Genomic DNA, 12,021 nt, shown 5'->3' with positions numbered 1-12,021 from the left:
TTGTCATGCTTATCAAGAACGCCCGCATCGTCACCCCCGAGACCACCTTCACCGGGGTCGTCGACGTGCGCGAGGGCCGCATATATTCCGTGGAAGAAGGCACGACGCAGGTGCCGGAGGCCATCGACTGGGAGGGCGATCATCTATTGCCCGGTCTGGTGGAGTTGCATACCGATAATCTGGAAAAGCACCTCGCGCCACGCCCCGGCGTGCTCTGGAACACGCACGCCGCGTTCGCGATTCACGACGCACAAGTCGCCGCCGCCGGCATCACCACGGTCTTCGACTCGCTGGTGATCGGCGAGCGCGACGCGTTCGGCCTGCGCAGCCGCAAAGTGCAGAACGAGTGCGCTCAGGCACTGCTCGACAGCGTCGCCGCCGGTCTGTTCCGTGCGGATCACTTCCTGCATCTGCGCTGCGAGGTCGCCACGCGCGACGCGGCCGAGGCGTTCGCCGAAATGAGCGACCACCCGCTACTGAGGCTCGTGTCAGTCATGGATCACACGCCGGGTCAGCGCCAGTGGCACGACCCGGTGCAGTACCGCCAGTATCACGAGCGTAACGGTAAGGTGTCGGACGAGACGTGGCAAGCGATGCTGGCCGATCTGAAGGCTCAGCAAGAGGCGTTCGCCTTGCCGCACCGCCACACCATTGTGACGATGAGCCGCGAGCGCGGCCTGCCGCTGGCGAGTCACGACGACACGTCGATTGAACACGTGGACGAAGCCGTCCGCGACGGTGTGGCGCTCTCGGAATTCCCGACGACACTCACCGCAGCCCGCGCAGCACGCGAGAAGTCGATTGGCGTGATCATGGGCGCACCCAACATCGTGCGCGGGGGGTCGCATTCGGGCAATGTCGCAGCAGCCGATCTCGCGCGCGAAGACATGCTCGATATCCTGTCGTCGGACTACGTGCCGTCCAGCTTGCTGCAAGCCGCCTTCCAACTCCATAACGAAATCGGCTGGTCGCTCTCGAAGGCAATGCGCACCGTGTCGTGGACGCCCGCGCAGTCGGTCGGCCTCTCCGACCGTGGCGGCATCATGCCGGGTTTGCGAGCAGACATGGTGCGTGTCGCCGTCCGCCCCGGCATGCCGCCGGTGCCGCGCGCCACCTTTCTGGAAGGACTGCGTGTCGCCTGAGTGCGCCGCGACCCGACTCCCCCCGCGTAAATGCAGAACGCCGGTCTCCAAGGACCGGCGTTCTGCTTACTACTATCGACTGCGCTTTTTTGTTCGGCGTCAGATCACCTGCTTGCGCACACGCGCCGAGAAGACGTCGATGCACGTCACCACGACGATCATGATCAGCATCACGGCACACGTCTGCGCGTACTGGAAGCTGCGGATCACTTCATAAAGCACCACGCCGATACCGCCCGCTCCGACCATGCCGACCACCGACGCCGAACGCACGTTCGACTCGAAACGGTACAGCGTGTACGAGATCCACAGCGGCATGACCTGCGGCAACACCCCGTACAGGATTTCGTCGATGGCACGCGCCCCCGTAGCGCGTACGCCCTCCACCGGACGCGGATCGATCGCTTCGACCGCTTCGGCGAACAGCTTCGAGAGCGTGCCCGTCGTATGCACCCATAGCGCAAGCACGCCGGCAAATGGACCCAGACCCACCGCAACGATGAAGAGCATCGCGAAAACCATCTCGTTGATCGCACGGCAGGAATCCATCACGCGACGCACCGGCTGATACACCCACGCCGGCACCATGTTCGACGCCGAAAGCAACCCCATCGGGATCGAACACACAACCGCGAGCACCGTGCCCCACACCGCGATGTGAATGGTCACGAGCATCTCGTGCACATACACGCGCCAGTCGTGGAAATCGGGCGGGAAGAAATCGTGCGCGAACTGGCTCATGTTGCCCGAATCGCGAATCAGATCGAGCGGGCGCATATCGGCACCGCCCCACGACCACACCAGAATCAGGAAGAACGCCCCCCAGCCGATCAAGGACAGCCACGAACGCTTGGGCGGCTCGCCCGGCAGGCGACCATTTGCAGTGAGGGATACGCTGGTGTTCATGTCGAGTACCACAAGTCATTCCGGCATAGCATCGGCCGGAGAAAAATCGGACCGCAGAGGACACGGCGGGTACGAGGGTCCGGCTCGCGGGTATTCATCACAGGGCAGCACGCTCGCACTGCCCTGTGACGTCGCTTGAATCAATGACTGACTTCTGTGCGATGAAACGCTTACTTCGCCTTGTTCATTTCCTGGTCGAGCGCGGCGAGCTTGCTGTCGATTTCGGCCAGTTGCGACTTCTTCTTGGCGGCGTCGATGTTGGCATCCGACGCAAGCTGCATCTTTTGCTTGAACAGTTCGAGCTGACGGATCGGCAGCAGTTGGGCGTCGGTCGACGCGCGGAAACCGCCGTAGTTGTAAATGTTCTTCAACACTTCCTTCTCGTGCGCGTCCTTGCCGTAGGCCAGGAAGAAGTCGCGGATCTTCTTCTTCGTGGCGGCCGGCAGGTCCTTGCGCCACAGCATCGGGTCCGACGGGATCAGCGGCGACTTCCAGATCACATGAACCTGCTTGGCCTTCTCCGGCTGCGTTGCCTCGAGCTTGCTCAGCTCTTCGGTGTTGTTCGTCGCCACGTCGACCTGATTGTTGAGCACGGCCATCAGGTTCGCGCCATGGTTCGAGCTGCGCGCGGTCTTGAAGTACGTGCGCGGATCGATGTTGTTCTTCGCGAACACGTAGTAACCCGGCACCAGCGTGCCCGACGTCGAGGTCGGATCGCCCAGCCCGAAGTTGATCTTCTTGCCGTTCTTGATCACGTCGTCGAGCGTCTTGTACGGGCTCGACTTGTTCGAGATCAGCAGCGAGTAGTAGCCTTGCGTGCCGTCGGCATACACGATCTTCGCGAAGACTTCGCCTTTCGAGCGGTCCACGGCCTCCATCGCGCCCTTGTTACCCATCCAGGCGAGTTGCACCTTGTTGAAGCGCATGCCTTCGATCACACCGGCGTAGTCGGTGGCGAAGAACGGGGTCACCTTCAGGCCCGTTTGCTTCTCCATGTCGTCGATCAGCGGCTGCCAACGTTGACGCAGGGCTGCGCTCGAGTCGGTCGAGATAATGCCGAAATTGATTTCCTGCGCGTGCGCTGCCGCCACCGAGGCGATCATGGCCGCGCCGGCCAGCAAGGTTTTCCACAGTTTCATGAGGACAAGCTCCAGGTCAGGTCAGACTTAGGGACATCGAGGTAAGAAAAGGCGTTTCCGCGTCGGCCGGCTTCGCGCCCGTCACGCGCTCCGGGGCATCGGCGTCTTCGTTGAGCAGTTCGCTCGCCTGCACGCCATAAAGACGGCGCAGCAGGTCGGGCGTGAGTGCCGCAGACGGGCCGTCGTAGACCACACGCCCCTGATGCAGCGCCACAGTGCGCACGCAGTAGCGCATCGCTACGTCAACCTGATGCAGGGAGACGACTACCGTCAGCTTGTGATCGCGGTTCATGCGCGCGAGCATGTCCATCACCTTGCGGGCCGACTCCGGGTCGAGCGACGCAATCGGTTCATCCGCGAGAATGATCTTCGCACCCTGCACCAGCGTGCGCGCCAATGCCGCGCGCTGTTGCTGCCCCCCCGAGAGCGTGCTGGCGCGCTGGAAGGCCAGATCGGCGATGCCCACTTCGGCCAGCGCCGCGAGCGCCGTCTGGCGCTCTTCAGAGGTGAAGCGGTACATCAGGCTGCGCCACAGCGGCACACGCGCGAGCAGGCCCGTCAGCACATTGGTAATGACCGGCAGGCGGCCCACCAGATTGAACTGCTGGAAGACGAAGCCGATGTCGCGGCGAATCTGGCGCACTTCGCGCACGATGCGGCCATCGCGCTGAATCGGTCGGCCGAGAATGTCGATGCCGCCTGGTTGCGAATCGGCGGCCACGAAGCCCGCCATGTGACGCATCAGCGTCGACTTGCCCGAGCCCGACGCCCCGATCAGCGCAACCATTTCGCCGGGCATGACATTGAGCGCCACCTCGTCGAGCGCACGGCGGCCGCCCGTGAAAGTCTTGGTCAGTCGCTCGATTCGAATTGCTTCGTCCACGGTTCACCTGTCAATCGAATCGCCGGTCGGCCCCGATGCGCTCCCGGCCGCCGCGCCCCGCCGAGGGATCGCGCCGCCGGCATCGCTCGACTAGCCGTTTTGTGGCAATTTGTGCCAAAAGTGACCGCAGTCTAAAAAGCGCCGATGACAAGACCGTGACAAACGATGAGCTTTTTGATGAGCGTCGAGAATCCTTTTTGGGTCAATTAGTTGACAACGCTTCGAGCGCAACGGAACGCATCGGCGCACTGGCGCCGAGCCCTCGCCGGCCGACGTCTGACGTCATCTGCCGCGCGATCGGGTAACGATGTTGTCTACATCTTTGCGGGACGCGCAACCGTGTCTGCGCGCCCCGAGATAGGACATCTGCAGGAAGTCCACCCGGCTCGCGGTTTCGACCATTCGAACGGCCACCGGGAAACGCGCCGACGTCAACGATTGCCATCGTCGTTGCGCATAGGCAGAGGCCGCGACGCGATCAGTCACCGAAACGATCGGCACGAAACGGCCGCGGATCCGCGATCGGATCCGCGCCGACCATCATCTCCGCGAGCAAACGCCCCGTGATAGGACCGAGGGTCAAGCCATGATGCGCGTGTCCGAACGCGAACCACAAGTCCCTGTGCCGATTCGCTGGACCGATGATGGGCATCATGTCCGGCGTGCAGGGACGACAACCGAGCCAAGGTTGGGCCTCGAGTCGCTTGCCCAGCGGAAACATCTCGCGCGCGAAAGGCTCGATTTCACTGAGTTGCACAGGCGTGGCGGGCGCGTCGCGGAAGGCCAATTCTGCCCCCGTCGTCAAACGAATACCGCGCGCCATGGGCGTCATCATGTAGCCGACCTCGGCATCGAGCACCGGCTGATTCAATCGCGCGCCTTCCTGCGCGGCGTAGTGCATGTGATAACCACGCTTGACGGCAAGCGGAAGTCGATAGCCCATCCGTGTCGTGACCAGATCCGACCACGGTCCCAGCGCGATCACGGCTGAATGCGCATCGATGCGGCCCGCCTCGGTATTGACACCCCACTTCGGCGTGAGCGTCGCCGCGTCACCAATGAAGATTCGTCCTCCAAGGGTCTCGAAGTAGCGCGCGTACGCAGCAACCAACGCATTGGGGTCACTCACGGAGTCCGCATCGGTATAGCGCAATGCACCAATCAACGCGTGCCCCAACGATGGCTCGTCACGCCGCAGTTGCCCAACGTCGAGCGATTGAAACGCGACGCCATATTCGGATCTCCATTGCTCCGCCACGCGCAACTCCGCCTCGTGTTTGCGCGCGCTGCGAAACACCTTGAGCCAGCCCCCCGTGCGTAACAGCGCTTGAGCCCCTGAGGCCTCGACCAATGCGCGATGCTCGTCGACACAGTGCTCGATCAATGTCGAGTACGATCGGGCGATAGCCGCGTGACGATCCGCACGGGAGTGATACCAATACCGATACAGAAACGGAAGCACCTTCGGCATGGCGCGCGCGTGATAGCGCACGTCGGGCGAGCGGTTGCGCGCATAGCGCATGAGCGTGGCGAAATCGCGTGGAAGCGCATAAGGATAGACGCCCTCGCGCTGGATCAGCCCAGCATTGCCGAACGACGTCTCGTTGCCTGGTGCCTTGCGGTCGACCAGCGCGACAGCGTGCCCACGCTGCTGCAGATGCACGGCGACGCAGACGCCCACGATGCCCCCACCGAGGACAAGCGTATCGAATTTCATGACGGTCACGTCACGCAAGCGCAGTGACGGCCACTTCGACATCAAGCCCGGGCTTCATGAGCAGTGCCTGCACACAGGCTCGTGTCGGCGCATGGCCCGAGGGCACCCATGCTTCCCATGCCGCATTGAATTCGCCAAAGTGCTTCGGGTCGCTGAGCCAGATGTTCGCTGTGATGATGCGCGTTTTGTCGATTCCCGCTGCCGCGAGCAGCGCGTCGATGCGCGTCAGCACTTCGTTTGCCTGCACGGTGACCGATGCGTCAGCCGTGTCGGGGACTTGTCCTGACAGATAGACGACGCCATTCGCGACGACGATCTGGCTCATGCGCGCGTTGGTTTGCAGCCGTTTGATTTCATTGGACATGGCAGGCTCTCTGGATTTAAACGGATGACATTCCGGATGGATTCTCGCCAACCGAATTCAGGATCGGCGGGTGGGTGACAATTGATTTGAGCGCCGGGTTCGCGTGCACGAGCTTCGACAGATCGGGGCGCGGCCGGCGCAGTGCCGGCTCCTGGTCGAAGGCACGCTCCATCGCGCGCGCAACGCACAAGGTCTTGAGATCGCCGCGAAACGGGCCGACGATTTGCAAACCGAACGGCATGCCCGCAAGATCGACACCGCATGGCAGCGAGATCGCAGGATGCGTCGTGAGCGTCACCACGTACGTCAGGGCGAGCCAGCGGTAGTAATTCTCCTGAGCGCGGCCGTTGATTTGCGCGGCATACAATTCACGCCACGAGAACGGCGAAACAGGCGTCGTCGGCGAGACGATCACGTCGTAACGCTCAAACGCTGCCTGGAAACGCGTGAAAATGCGGGTCTGCTCCGCTTGCGCCCATGCGCTGTCGGCAAGGGTCATTGCTGCACCCATTTCATAGTTTGCCCGGGTATTGGGCCCGAGCGCCCCCGGATCGCGCGCATACGCGTCGCGCAGTCCCGCGACGAAGCTCTCCGCACGGATCACGTCGAACGCGCGGTGCACATCCCCCAGTTCAAAGCTGACCGGCTCGCATGTCTGCACCCGCTTGCCAAGCGCCGCCATGCGCGAACGAAACACTGCGCGCACGTCGTCGTCGACATCACACGAATCAAAGTCTTCGGTATAGCCAACGCGCAGCGTGGCGAGATCGAGCCAGGGCAATGCCGTGAAGCCGGGCGCGTCGATTTCGTAGCTGAGCGGGTCGCCTGTCGAGTAGCCGGCAGTCGCCGCGAGTTGCAATGCGGCTTCCTCGACATCGCGCCCCATCGGACCGACCACTGAAATGGGCGTCCATCCGAGCAGACGCCGTGAGTTTGGCACGAGCCCCGCCGATGGCCTGAAGCCGACGACGCCGCACTTCGATGCCGGTATGCGCAGCGACCCGCCGGTGTCGGAACCCGTGCAGACGGGCAGCATGTCGCAAGCGAGCGCGGCGGCCGACCCGCCCGACGAACCTCCCGCATTCAATTCCGGATTGAACGGATTCCCGGTCGCGCCCCACACAGGATTGCGCGTGTTCGCTCCCGCGCCAAGCTCCGGCACGTTCGTCTTGCCGACAAGCACTGCGCCCGCCGCGCGCAACCGTTCGACGAGCACCACGTCACGTGACGGCACGTGGCTACGCGACATCGGTGAACCGTAGGTGGTGAGCAAACCCGCCGTGTCCTCGAGGTCTTTCACACCCAGCGGCAAGCCGTGAAGCAGCCCAAGCGGCGCACCCGCCATCACCTTGCGCTCGGCGGCTTTGGCGGCCTCACGCGCCACGTCGAAGCACGTCGCCGTAATTGCATTGACGGCCGGATTGACGGCTTCGATCCGCTCGATGCACGCGTCGAGCAATTCGACGGGCGAGATCTGTTTCGCGCCGATCATGCGTCGTAATTCGACTGCACTGCGGCTCACGAGGTCGTCGTTATCTGACATGTGGATCCTGGAGATGAAAACGTTTCAGTCGAGCGCTTCGCCGGTGCGGTCGCGCAGCCAGATCACCGGAACGAGCGAGATCGCGCAGGCCGCCGCGACATACCACGCCGGCGCCAGGACGTTGCCGGTGCGCGCGACAAGCCAGCTCGCGATGAACGGAGAAAACCCGCCAAAGAATGAAGCGCTGACGACGTAGGTCAGTGCGATGCCCGTCGCCCGAACGTGCTTCGGAAAAAGCTCCGGGATCATCACGAGTACCGGGACGATTTGTCCGGCGACGAACACGGCAAGAAACGCGGACACCGCGCAAAGCAGCCCCATCGAAGGCTGCGCCGAGAGCCAGGCGAACGCAGGATAGATGCTCAGCAACAAGGTCACGCGCGATACCACGAGGACGCGCTTTCGGCTGTAGCGGTCGGCGAGCTTGCCGGCGACCGGCGCCGCCACGAACAGCACCAGCGAACTGACCACGCCCGACACGACCGCCGCAGTCGACGAAAGATGCAACGTCCGCACGGCATGGCTCGGCAGAAAGAAGGCCGTGATATACACAGACACCGAACCGCCAAGCTCGGCGAAGGTGCCGAGAATCGTCAGGTTGAGGTGCGTGGTGAGCGCCTCCTTCAACGCGCCTCGCCGAGTCGGGCCACGAGACGATGCGTCGCTGAGCGTTTCTTCAAGTCGACGGCGTATCAGCATGCCGACGGGCGCCGCCACGATGCCGAGCACGAACGGAATGCGCCAGCCCCACGCCAGCACAGCCTCCTTGGGAAGCATGCCATTGACGAGCGTCGCGACACCCGCGCCCATCGCGAGCCCAAGCGCAGTGGCCGAGAAGTTCCAGCTTGCAAAGAAAGCACGTGTCGAGTCGGAGGCATATTCGACGAGCAACGTGGTACCCGGGCCGAACTCGCCGCCCGCAGCAAAGCCCTGGATCAATCGCGCGGCGAGCACGATGAACGGCGCTGCCACGCCCGCGACCGCATACGTGGGCGCACCCGCGATGAGCGCGCAACTGAGCGCCATCAACATAATGGTCAGCACCATCGCCTTTTTGCGCCCGACCCGGTCTGCATAGGCACCGATCACAATGCCACCTAGCGGCCTCACGACGAAACCCACGCCGAAGACGCCGATCGACAACAAGAACTGGTTCACCGGCGATGCCGACGGGAAGAAGAGCTGTCCGATCTGAATCGCAAAGAAGCTGTAAATCGTGAAGTCGTAGAACTCCAATGCCGTACCCAGCGTCGTCGCAGCGATGACTTGGGACCTCGATAGACCAGCTTTTTCCATGGCAAGCGTTAACACGGCATCGGCTCCTTCGGGGGTTGAACCTGAATGAGAGTTATCATATATGAGAAAAATATAATTCTCGTATACGACAAAACCCGTATTCCGATGAGAGAGACTAAGGATGGTCAGATCACCTGCGCGCAAGGCGCCCTCCCCTGCTGAGCCGTCGTCGCAGTTCGATCGCAAGGCGATTGGCGCGCGGCTGCGTGACGCGCGCAAGGCGAAAAAATTGACGCTGATGAATTTATCGTCGCGCTCCGGCATCGCCGTGTCGACGATCTCGAAGGCCGAGCGTGGCGATATTGCCCTGACGTATGACAAGTTCGCGGCGCTGGCCCAAGCGCTTGAAGTCGGCTTCGACGCGCTATTCGAACGTAAACCGCTTGAGGCAACGGGCCCCCTTGTGCCGACCTTCACGGCATCGGACCACCAAATGGTCTACGACACGCCCAACTATGAATATCGCATGCTCGCCAATGAGCTGACGGGCAAGCGCATGGTGCCGATGCGCGGACTGGTGCGCGCACGCAAGCTCTCCGACTTCCCGGACTACATACGCCACAGCGGCGAAGAGTTCGTGTTTCTGCTTAAGGGGTCGCTCGAACTGCGGTTCGAGACCGGCGCGATGTTCCAACTGAAGCCGGGCGACAGTCTGTACTTCGATAGCTCCGTTGGGCACGTGTATCTGAGCACCGGCAAGCTGCCTGCGGAGGTACTGGTGTGCTGTGTGGGCGCGGATGCGCATCGGTCTGCAGACGCGATGTAATCGCGCCCGATATCGATCGTCAGCGGAACGCGGCGAGCGAAGGCGCGATTTTCGCAGATGGGTGGGCAGCGAGGATGGCACGGCCGGGCGGAGATGCCCGGCGTCTGACGGGACGCGGGCGATCGGCCCGCACAATGCAAACCCGACTGAACCCGCTCACGCGATGAGCAGTTCCGGGCCGCGCGCCCGCAGTTGCGCCAGCATGCTTTTGTGTGGAGCGGCGTCGCTGATGAGGTAACGGGCCGCTTCGAAATGACGGATGCGCACGGGCGTCACACGACCGAACTTGGTATGGTCCGCCACCACGACCGAGATGTTCGCACACAGCAACATGCGCGCTCGAAGCTCGGCGGCAGCACGGTTGAAATCGGTGATGCCACCGTCCTCGGTCACGCCGCCCACGCCGATGAACGCGAAGTCGGCGTGGTATTGCGATATCTGGTTGATGGCGTCCCAGCCCTGCACGGCGTCTTCGTTGTCCTGCAACTCGCCGCCGAGCAACGTCACCCGGTTGTCGTGATGACGGCCCAGCAGTCGCGCGATCTGCCAGTCGTTCGTGTAGATGCGCAACTGGTGCTTGGCGAGCAGCGCCTGCGCCACCGCCCGCGTGGTCGTGCCATAGTCGATGATCACCGACGCCCCATCGGGCACCAGTTCCGCCGCACGCATGCCGATGGCACGCTTGCCCACCGCGTTGACGTTCTCGCGCAGCGTCCAGTCGGGTTCGCTGCGATCAGCGGCCAGCGCGCCGCCGTGCGTCATGAGCAGCAGTCCGCGCCCGGCAAGCGTATTGAGGTCACGGCGCACGGTCTCTCGCGAGACGCCCAGTTCGCGCACCAGATCGCTGATCGCGAGCGCCCCGGTCTTGGCAAGTTGTTCGAGCACGTACTGTTGGCGTTGTTCGGCAAGCATGATCTGGCAATGTCGGTTGGACTGCGAATTCTTTGGAGGCATCGGTGTGGCCGATGCCGGCCATGCCGGTGCGCTGATGTGCCCTACGCCTGCAGCGCGACGCGCAAGCCCAGGCCGATGAAGATGGCGCCGGCGGCACGGTCGAGCCAGCGCCCTGCGCCGGGGCGTCGCTTGAGCCACGTGCCCAGCATGCCAGCAAACCATCCATACGCGCTGAACACGACGATCGTCTGCGCCATGAACACGAGGCCGAGCAACAGCATCTGCCCGCCGGGATGGGCGGTGTCGGCGTTCACGAACTGCGGCAGGAACACCAGGAAGAACAACGTGACCTTGGGGTTGAGCATGTTCGCCAGCACGCTTTGGCGGAAGACGGCCGAGAGTGGTTGTGGTGCGGCCGCGTTGGCCAGCGCCAGGGCACCACGCGCGCGTAACGCCTTGATGCCGATCCAGATGAGATAGGCGGCCCCGGCCAGCTTGATCCCCTCGAAGGCCCACGGCGACGAACGCAGCACGGCGGCCAGGCCGACCGCGGCGATGCTCGTGTGGAAGAGACAACCGGACGTAAACCCGGCGGCCGCGGCCAGCCCCGCCCAACGGCCCTGCGCAATGCCGCGCGCGATGACCTGCATGTTGTCCGGACCCGGGGCGAGCGTGATCGCCACCGAGGTCAGCAAGAACAGCCAGAGATTGGGCATCGGCGCGTCCGAGGTCGGGTGATGTGAATGAAGGGGCGATGGAGGGACCGCAACGCGTCCGCTCAGGTTACCGGGTTCAGTGGCCTTCGAACGAGCAGAGCAGGAAGAGCGGCAATCCGGCGTCGCGAATCAGGCGCGAGCCGCCCAGTTCCGGCAGGTCGACGATGGCCGCCCCTTCGATGACGGTCGCACCCAGGCGCTCCAGCAGTTTCTTGCCCGCGAGCATCGTGCCCCCCGTGGCGACCAGATCGTCGATGAGCAGCACGCGGTCGCCCGGGCCGCAGGCATCGGCGTGGATCTCGACCGTCGCACTCCCATATTCCAGTTCGTACTCCTCCGCGACCGTCTGATAAGGCAGCTTGCCCTTCTTGCGAATGGGGATGAAGCCGATGTTCAACTCATAGGCCAGGATCGAACCGAGGATGAAGCCGCGCGCATCGAGGCCCGCGATGTAATCGGGACGGTGCGTCATGTAGCGGTGCACGAACACATCGATGAGCACCCGCAAAGTGCGCGGGTTCTTGAGCAACGGCGTGATGTCGCGAAACTGCACGCCCGGCGCCGGCCAGTCCGGCACGGTGCGAATCTGGCTCTTGATGTAGGCGGCAGGGGACTCGTCGATCTGCACGGGGATCCTTCTTGGGATACGGAGGGA

Annotated in this window: 12 protein-coding genes; 2 read left to right on the top strand and 10 right to left on the bottom strand. The window is 63.3% G+C overall.

All coding sequences use genetic code 11. The annotated features are described in order from the left end of the window. Positions 1-5 precede the first annotated feature (5 nt). Complete coding sequence (locus PTE31013_RS03035; protein WP_150611325.1) at positions 6-1,142, top strand: alpha-D-ribose 1-methylphosphonate 5-triphosphate diphosphatase; 1,137 nt, start codon at positions 6-8, stop codon at positions 1,140-1,142. A gap of 99 nt (positions 1,143-1,241) precedes the next feature. Here the strand turns inward: PTE31013_RS03035 and phnE are convergent, their stop codons facing one another. The 7 genes from phnE to PTE31013_RS03000 form a co-directional block, all read right to left on the bottom strand. After that, positions 1,242-2,048 carry a phosphonate ABC transporter, permease protein PhnE gene (gene phnE / locus PTE31013_RS03030; protein ID WP_150611324.1) on the bottom strand — a complete coding sequence of 269 codons (807 nt, stop codon included), beginning with the start codon at positions 2,046-2,048 and terminating at the stop codon, positions 1,242-1,244. Between the two features lie 170 nt (positions 2,049-2,218). Beyond that, positions 2,219-3,187: a phosphonate ABC transporter substrate-binding protein gene (gene phnD, locus PTE31013_RS03025; protein WP_150611323.1), complete on the bottom strand. Its 969-nt coding sequence runs from the start codon at positions 3,185-3,187 to the stop codon at positions 2,219-2,221. 16 nt (positions 3,188-3,203) lie between these two features. After that, positions 3,204-4,070, bottom strand: a complete 867-nt coding sequence (phnC, locus tag PTE31013_RS03020; protein WP_150611322.1) for a phosphonate ABC transporter ATP-binding protein — start codon at positions 4,068-4,070, stop codon at positions 3,204-3,206. Positions 4,071-4,548: 478 nt separating this feature from the next. Next, positions 4,549-5,787: an NAD(P)/FAD-dependent oxidoreductase gene (locus tag PTE31013_RS03015; protein ID WP_150611321.1), complete on the bottom strand. Its 1,239-nt coding sequence runs from the start codon at positions 5,785-5,787 to the stop codon at positions 4,549-4,551. 10 nt (positions 5,788-5,797) lie between these two features. Beyond that, the gene (locus PTE31013_RS03010) at positions 5,798-6,151 is read right to left on the bottom strand and encodes a RidA family protein (protein ID WP_150611320.1); all 354 of its coding nucleotides are present in this window, start codon (positions 6,149-6,151) and stop codon (positions 5,798-5,800) included. 16 nt (positions 6,152-6,167) lie between these two features. Then, a complete protein-coding gene (locus tag PTE31013_RS03005) occupies positions 6,168-7,694 on the bottom strand; it encodes an amidase (RefSeq protein ID WP_150611319.1) in 1,527 nt (508 codons plus the stop codon). A 24-nt stretch (positions 7,695-7,718) separates the two neighbouring features. After that, positions 7,719-9,005, bottom strand: coding sequence for an MFS transporter (locus PTE31013_RS03000; RefSeq protein ID WP_150611318.1), 1,287 nt, complete (start codon positions 9,003-9,005; stop codon positions 7,719-7,721). A 106-nt stretch (positions 9,006-9,111) separates the two neighbouring features. Here PTE31013_RS03000 and PTE31013_RS02995 point away from each other — a divergent pair, with 106 nt between their 5' ends. After that, positions 9,112-9,756 (top strand): helix-turn-helix domain-containing protein, encoded by a 645-nt coding sequence (locus tag PTE31013_RS02995; protein ID WP_150611317.1) that lies wholly within the window; start codon positions 9,112-9,114, stop codon positions 9,754-9,756. 156 nt (positions 9,757-9,912) lie between these two features. On the opposite strand, the gene PTE31013_RS02990 is transcribed toward PTE31013_RS02995, so the two are convergent. The 3 genes from PTE31013_RS02990 to PTE31013_RS02980 form a co-directional block, all read right to left on the bottom strand. Further along, entirely contained in the window at positions 9,913-10,668 is a 756-nt protein-coding gene (locus tag PTE31013_RS02990) for a DeoR/GlpR family DNA-binding transcription regulator (protein ID WP_150611316.1), read from the bottom strand. 83 nt (positions 10,669-10,751) lie between these two features. Continuing rightward, positions 10,752-11,366: a LysE family translocator gene (locus PTE31013_RS02985; RefSeq protein ID WP_150611315.1), complete on the bottom strand. Its 615-nt coding sequence runs from the start codon at positions 11,364-11,366 to the stop codon at positions 10,752-10,754. Between the two features lie 76 nt (positions 11,367-11,442). Beyond that, positions 11,443-11,994 carry an adenine phosphoribosyltransferase gene (locus PTE31013_RS02980; RefSeq protein WP_174978409.1) on the bottom strand — a complete coding sequence of 184 codons (552 nt, stop codon included), beginning with the start codon at positions 11,992-11,994 and terminating at the stop codon, positions 11,443-11,445. Positions 11,995-12,021: the final 27 nt, after the last annotated feature.

The sequence above is a fragment of the Pandoraea terrigena genome, assembly GCF_902459705.1.
Lineage (GTDB): Bacteria > Pseudomonadota > Gammaproteobacteria > Burkholderiales > Burkholderiaceae > Pandoraea > Pandoraea terrigena.
The sequence above is the reverse complement of the archived record's forward strand: the minus strand, read 5'-3'. Positions and strand labels throughout refer to the sequence as shown.